The organism is Stenotrophomonas sp. KH_052 (assembly GCF_057838755.1).
The window spans coordinates 4,538,729-4,554,261 of record NZ_CM174475.1 but is presented as its reverse complement, the minus strand read 5'-3'; the positions used below and the strand labels follow the sequence as shown (position 1 = coordinate 4,554,261).

13 protein-coding genes are annotated in these 15,533 nt (G+C 62.0%); all 13 read left to right on the top strand.

From position 1 onward, the window contains the following. Positions 1–206: 206 nt before the first annotated feature. Positions 207–1,319, top strand: coding sequence for a tyrosine-type recombinase/integrase (locus tag AC3ITW_RS20855; RefSeq protein ID WP_160314166.1), 1,113 nt, complete (start codon positions 207–209; stop codon positions 1,317–1,319). Positions 1,320–2,327: 1,008 nt separating this feature from the next. Beyond that, the gene (locus AC3ITW_RS20850) at positions 2,328–4,280 is read left to right on the top strand and encodes an ATP-binding protein (protein ID WP_046984209.1); all 1,953 of its coding nucleotides are present in this window, start codon (positions 2,328–2,330) and stop codon (positions 4,278–4,280) included. Between the two features lie 178 nt (positions 4,281–4,458). After that, positions 4,459–4,743, top strand: a complete 285-nt coding sequence (locus AC3ITW_RS20845) for a CnrY/NccY family anti-sigma factor (protein ID WP_046984168.1) — start codon at positions 4,459–4,461, stop codon at positions 4,741–4,743. Then, positions 4,743–5,189 carry a periplasmic heavy metal sensor gene (locus AC3ITW_RS20840; protein WP_046984169.1) on the top strand — a complete coding sequence of 149 codons (447 nt, stop codon included), beginning with the start codon at positions 4,743–4,745 and terminating at the stop codon, positions 5,187–5,189. Before AC3ITW_RS20845 ends, AC3ITW_RS20840 begins: the two co-directional genes overlap by 1 nt. A gap of 15 nt (positions 5,190–5,204) precedes the next feature. After that, a complete protein-coding gene (locus AC3ITW_RS20835) occupies positions 5,205–5,762 on the top strand; it encodes an RNA polymerase sigma factor (protein ID WP_049444363.1) in 558 nt (185 codons plus the stop codon). Between the two features lie 113 nt (positions 5,763–5,875). Beyond that, positions 5,876–7,078 carry a TolC family protein gene (locus AC3ITW_RS20830; protein ID WP_160314165.1) on the top strand — a complete coding sequence of 401 codons (1,203 nt, stop codon included), beginning with the start codon at positions 5,876–5,878 and terminating at the stop codon, positions 7,076–7,078. Then, positions 7,079–8,245: an efflux RND transporter periplasmic adaptor subunit gene (locus AC3ITW_RS20825; protein ID WP_046984172.1), complete on the top strand. Its 1,167-nt coding sequence runs from the start codon at positions 7,079–7,081 to the stop codon at positions 8,243–8,245. Then, a complete protein-coding gene (locus AC3ITW_RS20820; RefSeq protein WP_046984173.1) occupies positions 8,245–11,490 on the top strand; it encodes a CusA/CzcA family heavy metal efflux RND transporter in 3,246 nt (1,081 codons plus the stop codon). The genes AC3ITW_RS20825 and AC3ITW_RS20820 overlap by 1 nt, the downstream gene beginning before the upstream one ends. Positions 11,491–11,587: 97 nt before the next feature. Beyond that, positions 11,588–12,922: an MFS transporter gene (locus tag AC3ITW_RS20815; protein ID WP_046984174.1), complete on the top strand. Its 1,335-nt coding sequence runs from the start codon at positions 11,588–11,590 to the stop codon at positions 12,920–12,922. A 96-nt stretch (positions 12,923–13,018) separates the two neighbouring features. Beyond that, positions 13,019–13,396, top strand: coding sequence for a hypothetical protein (locus AC3ITW_RS20810; protein ID WP_143048168.1), 378 nt, complete (start codon positions 13,019–13,021; stop codon positions 13,394–13,396). Between the two features lie 136 nt (positions 13,397–13,532). Then, positions 13,533–14,381, top strand: coding sequence for a HupE/UreJ family protein (locus AC3ITW_RS20805; protein ID WP_425528898.1), 849 nt, complete (start codon positions 13,533–13,535; stop codon positions 14,379–14,381). A 23-nt stretch (positions 14,382–14,404) separates the two neighbouring features. Next, positions 14,405–15,055, top strand: coding sequence for a hypothetical protein (locus AC3ITW_RS20800; protein WP_046984177.1), 651 nt, complete (start codon positions 14,405–14,407; stop codon positions 15,053–15,055). Positions 15,056–15,158: 103 nt separating this feature from the next. After that, positions 15,159–15,524, top strand: a complete 366-nt coding sequence (locus AC3ITW_RS20795) for a hypothetical protein (RefSeq protein ID WP_046984178.1) — start codon at positions 15,159–15,161, stop codon at positions 15,522–15,524. Positions 15,525–15,533 lie beyond the last annotated feature (9 nt).

Below are 15,533 nucleotides of genomic sequence, written 5' to 3'. Positions count from 1 at the left end.
ATCAATTCCGGTTACCGGGGGTTGGACGCGTCACCTCGTTCCTCGATAGGGGCGCGGCAGGAGGCATGAAGGTGGTGTTCTTCCCAAACGGCCGTTCTTGCTGGGAAGTGAATGCGTACCTAGTTCATTGCCGACGCCTTGGGCTGACGGTAGGTACGATATCCACCTATGCGAGTGAGCTAAGCCTGCTGGTACGATTTCTGTACTTGCGTCGCCTGGAGCTGAGAGAGATCGATGATGATCATCTGATCGAGTTTGCTGATTGGCTGGTGGTTCGGGATGAGTCCAGCGCAAGGCACATCAATCGTATCCTCTCACGTGTTCTCGCTTTCATTGGCTGGGCCGAATGTATCAGTCTCGGCCCTTTCCAGATCGGCCGGCTTGGTGAGCAGGCGATTATCACGGTTGAAAGGCGCGTGGTGAGGACGAAACGGCTGGACCGGGTGTCCTCGGACAGGCATGCAGCGATGCTTCCAAGTGGTGCAAAGCGAGTCGTACGACCAATGCCTCTTGAGGTATTTCGCCGACTCCTGGCGCAGTGCGAGCGAAGCGCGAAGCGCACCTTCGTAAAGAGTCGCAATCGCGCGATGCTCCTGATACTCGCGGATACCGGGATCAGGCGCGAAGAGCTTGTTTGGATCAGGGTCACCGATGTACTTGATGCATCGAAGGGTGATGGCATGCTGAAGGTGCGGACCTCGAAGAGGAGGGGGAACCCTATACGTCTGGTTCCTGTTCCCGCACTAACTTTGCAGGAGGTCATGAAGTACATCAGGGTGCAACGGGAAATGCATATGCGCCGCCATACCAAGTCCGGACGGGGGAGTCGCGACAAGGGTTGGGTCTTCTGCTCTCAGAGCGGTTCAAGGCTAGCTGCTGCAACGGTGAGCCAGACTTTCTCGGATCTGCGGGCGCTTGCCGGAGTTTCAGAGCGCGCTACGGCTCATATGCTTCGACACAGGTACATAACTCTTCAGGTCATCGATCGGATCAAGAGGCTTCGAAACATTGGGATTCTTGGCGTTGAGGCAGCAGCAACGGTACTCGCACAGGTGGCTTCTTTAAGCGGCCACTCCAATCCTACTAGCATGTGGGACTACATTGACTGGGCCTATCAGGAAATGGCCTCGGATGCCGAGAACCGCGGGACCTTGGAGATTGGCGAGCTCATCCGGGAACTGGAGGTTTTTGGTGAAGCGGCGATAGAAAGCTCCGAAGGGAGAGCCCTGCTTAGCCGAGTTCGTAGCGCACTTGCTTCGCAGCTTGAGAAGGCTCCGAAACTGGGTGTACTCGCCCACCAAGGGATGGGGCTGGGATGAACTGCTTGTGCAGGGGCGCCGGTGGTATGGGTGAGAGCCCTTTGCTGTTGGTGTGGTGCGGGCGATCCAGCACCTCTAGTAGCCGGAAGCGACGTCCATCGAACAGGGCGTCACTGGGGACAGTGAATGTCCTACAGAGTATTGGGTGTCGTGACCACCTTGATCGGTTGCCGGCGACGCCGTAAAAAGCGCCTTCTTCCTTGCGGATGCGATGCACACGCTTGTGGTCGTCCCACCAGGCGTCCCAGCGAAGCATCACCAACACGGGCTCACAGCCATAATGGATGCGCGCGTGAGTGCCCGAAAGCACATGGTTCGCGTTCCGAGTCGCCCTTGCACTGACCGGAATTCAATCGTTGGCGGTCGTGCTGTTCGCTGGCGTCGTACTTCGAGCGTGTAGCTCGTTTCCCTCGGTGCCCTCTCCGCTGGATGCTCAGGCATTCTGGGCAACGGTAGCGTGCTTGATCGTCGGCCGCACCGTCTTCGCTATAGGTTCCCAGAGCCTTGGGCCAGGCATTGCTCGGTCACGCGTGTTGCGCTGCTGGTCGGAACCGAACCGCTCTCGGAGCGCTATTTGACTCTATTTGGATGGGTGAGGTCATTGGAAAAGCGGCTTGGGCGGGGGCGAGGCCGGACAGTCCGGAGGAGCGCTTGGGCTGGCGCCGATACCGATTGTGCTCAACGTCCCGCGGGAACCAGTCCAAAGCGCATCAGCTGAGCGGGTGCAGCTGGGCTGCTGACGTGAAACTCTGATATCCGCTTCTGGCCGAAAGCGGACGCTTAGCTCAGTGGCTGTCTATACGGCACATTCCTGGTCGGCGTGCTGACGGAGATTACCAAGTGGGTCAAGCGGAGCGGGCGAGGGATTGAACGGCGCTCCGGCAATAGCACACGCGTCGGCTGGCGTCGCGGCAGGTGAGATGGGCTGGGCTTAGCTTTTTGCCAAACTCGGCGGAAGGCGGCATAGTCTTGCACATATTACCGATCAAGTACTTTGCGGATATTCCCATGGACAAGAAGGGCAAGGCAGCCAACCAAGCTCTCTTTGAGGAAGACTACGTGCTGCGGTCACTCGGGCGGATTGGCTATGACCCAGATATGGCGCTCACTGAGCTGGTGGCCAACACGTGGGATGCAGGGGCTGCCAGGGTTGCCGTGATCATCCCGGAGGAAACAAGTGGCATGCTGTCGGTCGAAGACGATGGCCACGGGATGACCGAGGACCAGTTTCGCAAGCGCTGGATGACCTTGGGATACAACAGGCATCGAAGCCAAGGGGCGAACGTCCAGTTTCCTTCCGAACGCGACGATTGGGTACGCATGGCCTTCGGACGCAACGGTATTGGTCGCCATGGCTTGTTGTGCTTTTCTGATCATTACACGGTCGAAACTTGGACAAATGGCGTTCTTTCTACCTTCGTGATTGGGACCCGAAATCAGCCGTCGCCGTTCTACATCCAAAGCCATGAGACAGCCACCCGTTCGGGCCATGGCACCCGGTTGTTGGTGGAGGTTGAACGCCACCGCCCAGATCCAGATCGGATCAGGACGGTCCTGTCAGGACGCTTCCTGCACGATCCGCAGTTCGTCGTTTCGGTGAACGGCCAGTCCGTCCCGCTGTCTGAGCATGAGGGCCTTCTGGAGGAACGCAAGATTCAGGTCGAACCTGGCTTTGATGTCACGGCGTATGTGGTGGACACAACACGCACAGCGAAATCCACCCGCTACCAAGGCGTAGCGTTTTGGGTGAGCAATCGGTTGGTCGGGCTGCCGAGTTGGACCGTTGGGCCGATGGTCGTTCTGGATGGGCGGGTGCGCTTTGCCAAGCGCTATGCCCTCGTGATTGAGTGCGGATCGGAGTGGCTTTCCGAAATCGAACCAGACTGGTCGAAGTTCAAGACTACGGAGCGAACTGATCACCTTTTCGAAGCGGCCAACGGGTATGCCCAGGAAATGGTCGAGAAGTTGTCGGCCCACCTGATCGAGGAGAACTCAGAAGACGCGCTCTACAAGAATCGAGAGGATCTGCGGACGCTACCTAGGCGATCCATGCTTGAAGTAGCCCAGTTCACAAAGACCGTGGTGCATGACCAGCCAGGGATACCGCCGGAGACCCTCAACAAGGTCGTCAAAGCGGTTATCAAGATTCAGAAGGCACGAAGCGGTTCAAGTTTCCTTGACAAGCTGATGCAGCTGGATGAGCACGACATCGACGGGCTGGATCGATTGCTAGGACAGTGGACTGTGGAGGATGCGCTCACGGTTCTGGATGAGATCGACAGTCGTTTGTCCATCATTGCCGCCATGGAGAAGCTCAGCGGCGACCCGGAAGCTGACGAGTTGCATACCCTTCATCCGCTCGTGACGCAGGCGCGTTGGCTATTTGGGCCGGAGTTCGACAGTTCGGAGTATGCATCGAACAACACCCTGCGAACAGTCGCCACCAGTCTATTCAAAGCGAGAAAGCAGAATCAGACCTTTGCTAATGCTGCGAAGCGCCCCGACATCGTCGTCCTCTCCGATGCCACTCTCTCAATCGTCGGGACGGAAAGTTTTGATACCGGCAAGGATCAGCTCGTGATGATGCGCGATGTCCTGCTCATCGAGTTGAAAAAAGGGCGTTCTGAAATCGGTCGCAAAGAAATGAATCAGGCGGCAGAGTATGTCGATGAACTTGTCTCCAGCGGAGGCATACAGGGTGGGCCTTTCTTCCATGCCTTCGTGGTCGGCCATTCGGTCGCATCCAATATCCCAACTGTCAATAACCGGGAATACAACGGAGCCCAGCGCGGACGGGTAACAGCGACCACTTACAACCAGCTCGCATTGACAGCAAACCGGCGCCTCCATGGGCTAAAGGCAAGAATACCCTCACGGTACGAGGAGGTTTCTGGTTACGAGCTTGTCCAGAAAGTCATGGGGACGCCAAGCCAAGCATCGTTCGCTCCGCTGGCAGAGTAGGGCGGTGTCTAGCCCGGGTTAGACGATCGCTTATGGCCGAAAGCAGACATCGTTGACGAATCCCGCTGGGGCAGAGCTCCCGGAAGGCCTATTCAGAAACCACGTTCATCAACTGCTAGTGTTCGAGGGGAAGCCGCCCTGGCAGCCGTATGAAGTATGTGGACGAGGAGATCTGCAGATGAACAACCTTGATGACTGGCTTGCAAAAGCCGCAAACGCAACGCGCGCAGATGCCAGCGCGGGAACCGATGCGCTGCTGGCCCGCCTGGCCCAGGAGCCGCCACCTGCCAAGTGGGCGGGACGCCGCGAGCTCCGCCGCGCTGTGACCTGTGCTGCGTTGTCTGCGGTGCTGACCTGTGGCGGGGTGGGCTCTGCATTCCTCGTCACCCAGTCCAACCCGCGGCCCACTTGGGTCGCGGCGCCGTCTGCCATGTCCCCCTACGCCCTGCTGGTGGAACGCTGATGGCTATCGGAACCGCCATGCGCCTGCCTTTGGCGACCTTGGCCGGCGCGGTCATCGGCGTGGTTTGCGCCCTGGGGATCGGCTGGGGCTGGCACTACCTCAACCCTGGCCACAGCGACCTGCATGAACGGCTGCACGCCGTGGTGCCCCTGGACAATTCGGAGAAGGACATCCTGCAGGCCAAAGAGCAGCTCTTTGCGACGCGCAGGGGCGAGATCGAGGCGCGCTTGCGAATCGCCAACCGTCAACTTGCCGATGCCATTGCGGCCGATCCTCGCTGGAGTCCGCAGGTAGAGGCGGCAAGCAGGGAGGTCGAGCGTGCGGCGGGTGATCTGCAGCGTATCACGCTGGAGCACGTCTTCGAGATGCGTGCAGGGCTGAAGCCCGATCACCGCGCTGCCTACGACAAGGCGCTGCTGGACGCACTGCGCAACGATTCCCCTTGAAAGCATGGCCTGAGCGTGACGATCGAGGAAGACAACAACTGGGCCGTCGAAGCTGCTGCGGGTGACCCAGCGGCATTCGCGCGCCTGGTGCGCAGGCACTCGCCGACCATCACACAGATGGTGCGAGGCATGGGCGTTCCGGAAACCGACGTGGACGACGTCGTTCAGGAAACTTTCGTGTCGGCGTGGCGCGCGTTGGCTGAGTATGACCCCGCTCGCCCAGTGCTTCCGTGGTTGATGCGTATCGGAATCAACAAGGTTCGCGATACCCAGCGTTTCCGCCGCGTGCGTTACTTCCTATTCAAGGCCCGGCCCATCGACGATGAAGAGGGCCGGACGCTGGTATCGGATCAGGCCGGCCCGGAACAGAGCGCCAGTTCCAGCCTTGAACTCGCCAGCGTGATGCGCGTGCTCGACAGCATCGATCCCGCCTTACGCGAGGCACTGGTGCTGACGGCATTCGTCGGTCTGTCCCAGGTTGAAGCGGCCGCTGCGCTGGGAATCAGCCTGAAAACGATCGAAGGCCGCGTACTTCGCGCCCGGGCAAAACTGGCCTCGGCGTTGGGTCGTTAGAAAAAAATCTCCCAGATGTGAGGGGAGCGGCACACAGGCCGCGTAGTGCATGAGACGACCGCTGATGCGGCATCACTGCACTGGACCCCTGGATGAAGTACTCATTGCTTGCCTTGTCGACACTGCTGGCGCTGTTCGGCACATCGGTGGCGTGGGCCGCCGACGCGCCCACCTACGAAGATCTACTGGAACAGAGCAGGGCGCAATCGCCTTACCTGCAGGAAAAGCGCTTCGACACCGCAGCGGCCGCCGGCGATGCCCGGCAGGCCAGAGCATTGCGCAACCCCACTATCGACGGCCTTGTCGAGAATCTCAACGCACCCTTAAGCAATGGCAGCAGCCAGCGCCAGACGACCTACACCCTGACCCAGCCGCTGGAGATCTTCGGCCAGCGGAGCGCGCGTATCCAGGCGGGCGAGAAGGGCCTGCAGGCGGCCGAAGCTCGGCAACACCAAGCGCAGGTTGAGTTCTCGGCAGCGCTGGCGGTGGCCTACGCCGCTGCCGAGGCCAGCCTGATTCGCCGGGCAATCGCGCAGGAGGATGTGGAGCGCGCCGAGGGCGACCTGCGTGCGGCCAAGGCTCTGGTGGAAGCTGGCAAAGAGGCCAGCCTTCGTTCCGCCCAAGCCCAGGCCGGCCTGAGCGCGGCGCAATCGGCTGCTGCCAGTCGCGATGCCGAGACGACGGCTGCTCTTGAGCAGTTGTCGGTGCTGGCCGGCCAGACCGAGACGTACTCAGGTGTGGGCCAGTCCCTTCTAGAGCGCGACTGGCCAACGGTGGGCGCAACCGCAGGCGATGCCACGGCGGTGCTGACAGCCAAGGCGGACGTGGACGCTACCGAAGCCCAACTGCGTATCGAAAGGCTCAAGCGTGCGCCGGACCTGAGCGTGTCTGCAGGGCGTCGCAGCTTTGCAGCAGGTGGGGACGCGCTGGTCGTGGGCCTTTCGCTGTCCGTACCGCTGTTCGACCGCAACAGTGGCGGCATCAGCGCCGCCCGTGCCCGTACCGACGCGGCCAGGGCGCGATTGGACGCTGCGCGCCTGCAGAGCCAGGCAGATCGCGCTACCGCGTTGTCCCAGGTGGCTGCGGCGCGACGCGGCCTCGAGGCAGCTGCCGAGGGTGAAAAAGCCGCGGCCGAGGCCTACCGCATGGGCCGTCTGGGGTATGAGGCCGGCCGCACGCCCCTGGTGGAACTGCTGCTCAGCCGCCGCACGTTGACAGAAGCGCGGCTGACCGTGGTCGATGCGCGCCTTGCCCGGGTCCGTGCCTACGCATCACTTGCAATGGCCAATGGCCAGATCGTCTTCGGAGACCGTTGAATGAAGCGAAACACCCCTTCCGTGAATACTCTGGGCATGCTCGGCGTCGCCGCGCTGGCGCTTGGCGCAGGCTTCGGCATCGCCCGCCTTTCGCAGTCCTCCAGCGCGCCTGCCCCGGCAGACGCTGCGCCCACTGCCGCTGAAGATAACGGCGGCGTGCAGGTCGTTGCCATTCCCGATGCATATCTTGGAGCAGCCGGTATTGCCGTTGAGGCTGTCACCTCTGCCGACGTGGCAGCCAACATTGGCGCAGCAGGCTCCGTCGTTGCCATTCCGGGTGGTGAAGCCGTGGTGGTATCCAGGGCCGCAGGCAACGTGACCGAGGTGCTTCGCCAGGTGGGCGACAAGGTCGCCAAGGGCGATGTCCTTGCACGGGTCGCCAGCCCTGATGGCGCACGCATTGCAGCAGATCTGCGCGTGGCCAATGCCGGTCTTTCCCTGGCGCAGAAGAACGCCAGCCGGGACCAGTCGCTGTTGGCGCAGGGGGTGCTTGCCCGGCAGGAGGCCGAAGCCAGCCAAGCTGCCTACCTGTCGGCACAGGCCGAAGCGCAACGGGCTGCGCTGGTGGCTCGCACCGCCAACGTCGATGGCGGCGGCAGCGTTTCGGTGGTCAGCCCCATCGCCGGGACCATCAGCAGTTCCCAGGCCACACTGGGTGTATTCGTTGAACCACAGGCCACCCTCTATCGCGTCACCGGCTCGAACGGCGTGGAGGTGCAGGCATCGGTGCGCGCGGGTGATACCAGCCGGATCCGCTCCGGTGATCCTGCCACCATCGTGCGCTCTGACGGCACCGTGGTATCAGGCAAGGTCCGTTCTGTAGCGACGGCGGTGGGAGGATTGACTCGAGCTGCAACCGTGGTGATTACGCCGGAAAACGCTGGCGCCGGACTTGTCGTCGGTGACGGCGTGCAGGTGCGCCTTGTGGCGTCAGCCGGGCAGTCCGGTGGCATGTCCGTTCCCGAAGAAGCCGTGCAGAACATCGATGGCAAAGACGTGCTGTTCGTGCGCACGGAGAAGGGGTTCAACGCCCAGCCCGTGTTCGTAGGCGTGCGTAGTGGTGGAATGGCGCAGATCCTCTCCGGTGTTTCCGCAGGAACCCGCGTAGCAACCCGCAACGCCTTCCTGGTGAAGGCGGAAATGAACAAGTCCGGCGGAGACGAGTGATGATCGAACAGGTGCTTACAGGTGCCGTGCGGCACCGCTGGCTGGTGTTGTTCATCACGCTGGTGATCTCGGTCATCGGTGCCTGGCAGTTGAACATGCTGCCGATCGATGTCACCCCGGACATCACCAACAAGCAGGTGCAGATCAACACCGTCATCCCCACGCTCAGCCCGGTGGAAGTGGAAAAGCGGGTGACCTATCCCATCGAGACCGCGATGGCGGGCCTGCGCGGCGTTGCCAACACGCGTTCGTTCTCGCGCAACGGTTTCAGCCAGGTGACGGTCATCTTCGATGAAAGTGCCGATCTGTACTTCATGCGCCAGCAGGTCACCGAGCGCTTGACCCAGGCCCGGCCGCAGCTTCCCGAAGGCGCCGAGCCGCTGATGGGGCCGGTTTCCACTGGCCTGGGCGAGGTATTCCACTACAGCGTCGAGTTCACACACCCCGATGGCAAGGACGCGCCACGCAACGATGGCAAGCCCGGATGGCAGAGCGATGGCTCGTTCCTGACCGATCAGGGCGATCGCCTGGCCGATGACATGGCGCGCCTAGCGTACCTGCGCACGGTACAGGACTGGATCGTGCGCCCGCAGCTGCGCACGACGCCGGGCGTGGCTGACGTCGACAGCCTGGGCGGCTATGTGAAGGAGTATGTGGTCGAGCCCAATGCAGCCAAGCTTGCTGAGTATGGGTTCTCCTACACCGACCTGGCGAACGCGCTGCAGGATGCAAATCTTTCGGTGGGTGCGGACTACATCCAGCGCTCTGGCGAATCCTATCTGGTGCGAGCTGATGCCCGTATCCGTTCGGTGGATGAGATCGCGCGGGCCGTGGTGGGTAACCGCAACGGTGTTCCGGTCACGGTGGGTGATGTTGCGCGGGTGGTGATCGACGGCGAGCTGCGGCGAGGTGCCGCCAGTCGCAACGGCTACGAGACGGTAGTGGGCAGCGCGCTGATGCTGGTGGGCGCCAACAGCCGCACCGTGGCCGCCGCCGTCGGCGACAAGCTCAAGGAGATCAGCAAGACCATGCCGCCGGGCGTGAGCATCGTCCCGACGCTGGATCGCTCGCAGTTGGTGGTGGCGACCATCAAGACCGTCGCCAAGAACCTGACGGAGGGCGCGCTGCTGGTGGTGGTCATCCTGTTCGCGTTGCTGGGTAACTGGCGTGCGGCAGTGATTGCTGCACTGGTAATTCCGTTGTCCCTGCTCATCACCGCCATCGGCATGAACAAGCTGGGCATCTCCGGCAACCTGATGAGCCTGGGAGCGCTGGATTTTGGACTGATCATCGACGGTGCTGTGATCATTGTCGAAAACTCACTGCGACGATTGGCCGAGCGTCAGCATGCCGAAGGTAGAATCCTCACTCTGAGCGAGCGCCTGCACGAGACCATCGCGTCCTCCAAGGAGATGGTCCGCCCGACGATCTACGGACAGGCGGTCATCTTCCTCGTCTTTGTTCCGTGCCTGACGTTCCAGGGCGTGGAAGGCAAGATGTTCTCGCCGATGGTGATCACCCTGATGCTGGCGCTTGCATCGGCCTTTGTCCTCTCGCTGACATTCGTTCCGGCGATGGTCGCGGTCATGTTGAAGGGCCACATCTCCGAGAAGGAAGTGCGTGTAGTGGCGGCCACGAAGAGCCGTTACCAGCCGTTGCTGCGCAATGCGATCCGGCAACCGATGCCATATCTTGCCGGCGGATTGGGCGTATTGCTGGCCGGCGCGGTGGCGTTCTCCTTCGTCGGACGTGAGTTCATGCCGACACTGGACGAGCAGAACCTGAACCTGTCCTCCGTTCGTATTCCCTCCACCTCCATCGAACAGTCGGTAGCCATCGATCTTCCCCTGGAGAAGGCTGTGCTGACGCTTCCCGAGGTGCAGACCGTCTACTCCAAGGCGGGTACGGCGAGCCTTGCCGCAGACCCCATGCCGCCAAACGCATCGGACAACTACGTCATCCTGAAACCGAAGGACCAGTGGCCTGATGGTGTGAAGACCAAAGAGCAGGTCATCGAGCGCATCCGCGAGAAGACCGCGTTCCTGGTGGGCAACAACTACGACGCCACGCAGCCGATCGAGATGCGCTTCAACGAGCTGATCGGTGGTGTGCGCAGCGACGTGGCGGTGAAGATCTACGGCGAAGACCTGACGGCCTTGGCCACCAGCGCAGACAAAATTGCTGCTGTGCTGAAGAAGATTCCCGGGGCATCGGATGTGCGTGTGGCCCAGACCGGTGGCTTCCCGACCTTCGACATGGCGTTTGATCGCGCAGCGATCGCCCGCTATGGCCTGACCGTTAAGGATGTGGCTGATACGGTGTCGGCCGCGTTGGCCGGACGCCAGGCGGGCCAGATCTTTGAGGGCGATCGCCGCTTCGATGTGGTGGTTCGACTGCCCCGCGTCGACCGAAGTGATCTGGACGTCCTGGGTGCGGTGCCGGTCATGCTGCCGCCGGGGAATCAGGAAGGCAGCCCTTCGGTGCCGCTGCGTGAGCTGGTCAGCTTCCGCTTCACGCAGGGTCTGAACGAGGTGAGTCGTGACAACGGCAAGCGCCGGATCTATGTAGAGGCCAACGTAGTGGGGCGTGATCTGGGCAGCTTCGTGGACGATGCCAAGGTAGCGATCGCACAGCAGGTGCAACTGCCGACCGGCTCGTGGATCGAGTGGGGCGGGCAGTTCCAGAACCTGCAGGCAGCTACCCAGCGTTTGGCCATCATCGTGCCGCTGTGCTTCATCCTGATTGCCGCGGTGCTGTATATGGCCATCGGCAACGGGCTGTTGACCGGCACTGTGCTGACGGCCGTACCGCTGGCGCTGGCCGGTGGCTTCTTCGCGCTGGCCTTGCGTGGCATTCCGTTCTCGATCTCGGCAGCAGTGGGGTTCATTGCTGTTTCGGGTGTGGCGGTGCTGAACGGACTGGTGTTGATCTCCGCCATCAAGAAGCGTCTGCATGACGGCATGGAGCCGAACGAGGCGGTGGAGCAGGGTGCAATGGAGCGCGTCCGGCCCGTGTTGATGACGGCCTTGGTTGCTTCACTGGGGTTTGTACCCATGGCGATCGCAACCGGCACGGGTGCTGAAGTCCAGAAGCCGTTGGCGACCGTGGTCATCGGCGGCCTCATCACGGCAACCGTACTGACCCTGTTCGTCCTGCCGGCACTGTGTGGGCTGGTGCTGCGCAGGACTGCGCGCAGGAAGGCAGCGGGCATCGAGGACCCACTGCCGGCGCCGGAAACCGATTGAGTACGTTCCCTTCCACAGTTTCACGCCCGGCCCTGCGGATCGTTCTACGATCCGCAGGGTATTGGCATTTCTGCACTCCATTCCTCCGAGGACAGCCATGATCGAGGTTCTCCGTTTTCCGACCTTCAGGAATCTGTTCGCTGCCCAGGTGATTGCGTTGGTCGGTACTGGCTTGGCGACCGTGGCGCTTTCGCTGCTCGCCTATGACCTGGCCGGCGCGCAGGCCGGCCAGGTGCTCGGCACGGCACTGGCCATCAAGATGGTGGTCTACGTCCTGCTCGCGCCTATGTCCGGCGCGGTCGTGCCAGCCAATCTGCGTAAGCCGGTCCTGATCGGGCTTGATCTGGTGCGCGCGGCCGCGGCACTGTGCCTGCCTTTCGTGAATCAGATCTGGCAGGTGTACCTGCTCATCGCTCTTCTGCAGTCGGCATCAGCCTGCTTCACGCCGCTGTTCCAATCGACCATTCCGGAAATCCTCAAGGAAGAGCGCGACTACACCCGTGCATTGTCCTTGTCGCGGCTGGCGTATGACCTGGAAAGCCTGCTCAGCCCTGCGCTGGCGGCGGCCCTGCTGACACTGATCAGCTTCCATGGCCTTTTCGCCGGTACGTCGGTGGGCTTCGTCTGCTCAGCGCTGCTGGTCGTGGTCACGGCATTCCCCTTCGTTGCAGCCTCGCCGCGCAAGGAAGGCCCCTATGCACGGGCCATCCGTGGCATGCGTATCTATCTGAAGACGCCTCGACTGAAAGGCCTGCTGGCGCTGAACCTGTGCGCTGCCGCGGGTGGTGCGATGGTATTCGTCAATACGGTGGTGGTCGTGCGCAACGTGCTGGGCGGTGCTGAAGCCCAGGTCGCCTGGGCCCTGGCTGCGTTCGGCGGCGGCTCGATGCTGATGGCGTTGGTTCTTCCCAAGGTACTGGACCGCGTACCGGACCGTCGCGTGATGCTCTCTGCAGCCAGCATGATGCTTGCGGTGCTTACCGCCTTGGGGGTTACGTGGTGGCTGACGCCCTCCGCGATCGGCTGGCCCCTGGTGCTGTCCGGCTGGGCATTGCTGGGCATGAGCTACGCCGGCTTGGTGACACCAGGCGGCCGGCTGCTACGGCGCTCGGCAGAGTCCACTGACCTTCCTTTCCTGTTCGCCGCGCAGTTCTCGCTTTCCCACGTCTGCTGGCTGATTGCCTACCCACTGGCCGGTACCGTGGGGGCACGCCTGGGCATGCCGGTGGCGGTTCTGGCGCTCGCGGTGGTGGCCTGCGCGGGGCTTCTATTCGCCTGGCGTACCTGGCCTGCGAATGATCCTGACGCAATCACCCACCGACATGATGATCTCCCTGCGGACCACCCGCACATGCAGGAACACGCGCATACGGAACAAGGCCACTCGCACCGTTTTGTCATCGATGACAACCATACCCGTTGGCCCGGATGAACGACGAGTCACCAGAGATGCCCAGTAGCGCGCGCACGCTGAACACCCCCCCTTTTTCGTGTCGACTTTGATCCAGCAACACACTAGTCTTTGAGCATGACATCACTGCGCCGGATATCGAATGTGCGACTGCTCACCAGCATCTTTCTGATGCTGGTGGCGAGCATGTTCCTGCGCCCGGTGCTGAATCATCTTGGCGAGCTGCATGGTCTGCAGCACATGGTGCAGACCGCAGCCGAACATGGACATCCGCACGCGGGCGATCGTGATGCTGCAGATCGGGATCCTCTGCACGCGTCGGGCGGCCATGGCGTGCTGCACCAGTCCGATCTGGGCGGGTCACTTGGCATCCTGCTGGACGTAGCACTCCACGATCCAGCCATCGGCCGTGGTGCGCACCCCTGGCATCGCCAGGCAGCGTTCATTGCCCATCACTGCTCATCGTTGTTCAGGCCTCCCATCGTCGCGGCCTGATGCCGGGCGCATGTCTGCCGCGCTGCCTGCTTTCTGCGGGCGTGCGGCTGGCTTGCGGCTAGACGCATCGCAGTTCCCCTCTGTATTCCGGCCACGATCCGGCTGACTCCTGCGCCACCGCGCGGTAACGACGTGCATGCGTGCCCTGGCACACATCTGCATGGCGTTGCCGTGCGCCTGTGGCGGGGCGCGGCGCGGAGGTCCGTGGCATGTCATGTCACTCAAGAACTCCATCATGATCCCCAGACCACATTCCGGGTTATCCACCCGTACCCATCCCATGGCCATGCCGTCGCACTGGCCGCGCACGCTGCTCGCAGCGATAACCATGTTGCTACTTGTTTTCACTGCCGATGGTGCTCTGGCGCATGCCATCGCCGAGGGCGACAAGGGTTACATCCAAGAGATATCAGGGGTAAATCTGATCGCCTTCGCTTACCTGGGCGCCAAGCACATGGCCACCGGGTATGACCACATTCTGTTCCTGCTGGGCGTGATCTTCTTCCTTTACCGGATGAAGCATGTCGCGCTGTACGTCACCCTGTTTGCCATCGGTCATTCCACGACGATGCTGCTGGGTGTGCTCTTCAATGTGGGCATCAACAGCTATCTCATCGATGCGATCATCGGCTTGTCAGTGGTCTACAAGGCGCTGGACAACCTCGGTGCCTACCAGCGTTGGTTCGGCTTCCAGCCCAATACCAAGGTCGCGACACTGGTGTTCGGACTGTTCCATGGCTTTGGCCTGTCCACCAAGATCATCGAGTACGACATCTCCCCCGATGGTCTTCTTCCGAACCTGCTCGCCTTCAACGTCGGGGTGGAAATGGGGCAGATGCTTGCCCTGGGCGCCATCCTGATTGTGATGGGCTACTGGCGCCGCACCGCCAGCTTCTTCAAGCACGCCTACTTCGCCAACGCGGCAATGCTCTGCGCAGGTTTCGTCCTGATCGGCATGCAGCTGACCGGCTACGCCATTTCCTGAATCCTTGAGAGATCCCTACCATCATGTACAACAGCAAGCCCCTCGAAAGTGACCTCCCCAGCAGCCGCCAGCTGGCGCGCACTACCCTCATCGCCGCCGGCATCGCCGTCGTGCTTCTCATCGGTGTCGTGCTGCCTGCGGAACACGCCGTGGATCCGTTGGGTATAGGCCGAATGCTGGGTCTGACCGAGATGGGACAGATCAAGCAGCAACTGTCCGAAGAAGCCGCAGCGGATGCGGCCATGGATGCCCGGGCCGAGGAGGGCCTCGCCGTGCTCACCCAGGTCTCCACGCGGGATCGCCAGACAGTCGAAGTCACTCCCAAGCCGGCCGCTGCTTCGGCCTCAGCGCCCGCAGCCACGGAATGGCGTGACGAAGCCGAAGTCGTGCTGGCGCCCGGTCAGGGTACCGAAATCAAGCTTTCCATGAAGGAAGGCGAGCGTGCGACCTACACTTGGTCGGTCCAGGGCGGGGTGGTGAACTTCGACACCCATGGTGACGGCGGTGGTCGTGCGATCAGCTATGAGAAGGGGCGAGGTGAGGCGTCCGACCAGGGCGTACTTCTGGCCGCCTTTACGGGCAACCACGGCTGGTTCTGGCGCAATCGCGGCGAGGAACCGGTCACCCTGCTGCTGCGTACGGGCGGGCAGTATGAACAGCTGAAGAAAATGTAAGACCAGGCCAGGAGGGCGTGCCCGGGGCAGCCGGGTACGCTCCTCTGCAAACATTCGTCCTACCATCTCGACAAGGCCACGTGCCACATTTACCCTAGATCCCATGCGTCTTTCCGCCCGCCACCGTGTGCTCGCCCGCATCAGCCTTTTCGCGCTGATGCTGCTGAGTGTTGTGGCGCGGCCGATGGTGATCCAGCTGAGCGAACTGCATGGTCTGGAGCACGACATCGCCGCTGCGTTCGACCATGGGCATTCCCATCCGGCCGGAGCCAGTGACAACCTCGACGACGACCACGCCTCTGGTGCGCACAGCGTGCTGCACCAGGCAGACGCAAGCTTCGCAGGGAGCCTGTTCAATGGCCACCACCAGGTAGTCGCTCTCGCACTGAGCGCCGACGTGCCCGCATTGCGGCTGCTGCGCGTGCCTTTGGGTTATCCCGCCTCGCCCTTCCGGCCTCCGATCGTCTGACAACGCCTG

Bases quoted from the DNA above. Each gene is read 5' to 3' on its own strand.
- AC3ITW_RS20820 (WP_046984173.1), top strand. From the start codon at position 8,245: ATGATCGAACAGGTGCTTACAGGTGCCGTGCGGCACCGCTGGCTGGTG.
- AC3ITW_RS20825 (WP_046984172.1), top strand. From the start codon at position 7,079: ATGAAGCGAAACACCCCTTCCGTGAATACTCTGGGCATGCTCGGCGTC.
- AC3ITW_RS20840 (WP_046984169.1), top strand. From the start codon at position 4,743: ATGGCTATCGGAACCGCCATGCGCCTGCCTTTGGCGACCTTGGCCGGC.
- AC3ITW_RS20845 (WP_046984168.1), top strand. From the start codon at position 4,459: ATGAACAACCTTGATGACTGGCTTGCAAAAGCCGCAAACGCAACGCGC.
- AC3ITW_RS20795 (WP_046984178.1), top strand. From the start codon at position 15,159: ATGCGTCTTTCCGCCCGCCACCGTGTGCTCGCCCGCATCAGCCTTTTC.
- AC3ITW_RS20850 (WP_046984209.1), top strand. From the start codon at position 2,328: ATGGACAAGAAGGGCAAGGCAGCCAACCAAGCTCTCTTTGAGGAAGAC.
- AC3ITW_RS20815 (WP_046984174.1), top strand. From the start codon at position 11,588: ATGATCGAGGTTCTCCGTTTTCCGACCTTCAGGAATCTGTTCGCTGCC.
- AC3ITW_RS20810 (WP_143048168.1), top strand. From the start codon at position 13,019: ATGACATCACTGCGCCGGATATCGAATGTGCGACTGCTCACCAGCATC.
- AC3ITW_RS20800 (WP_046984177.1), top strand. From the start codon at position 14,405: ATGTACAACAGCAAGCCCCTCGAAAGTGACCTCCCCAGCAGCCGCCAG.
- AC3ITW_RS20805 (WP_425528898.1), top strand. From the start codon at position 13,533: ATGCGTGCCCTGGCACACATCTGCATGGCGTTGCCGTGCGCCTGTGGC.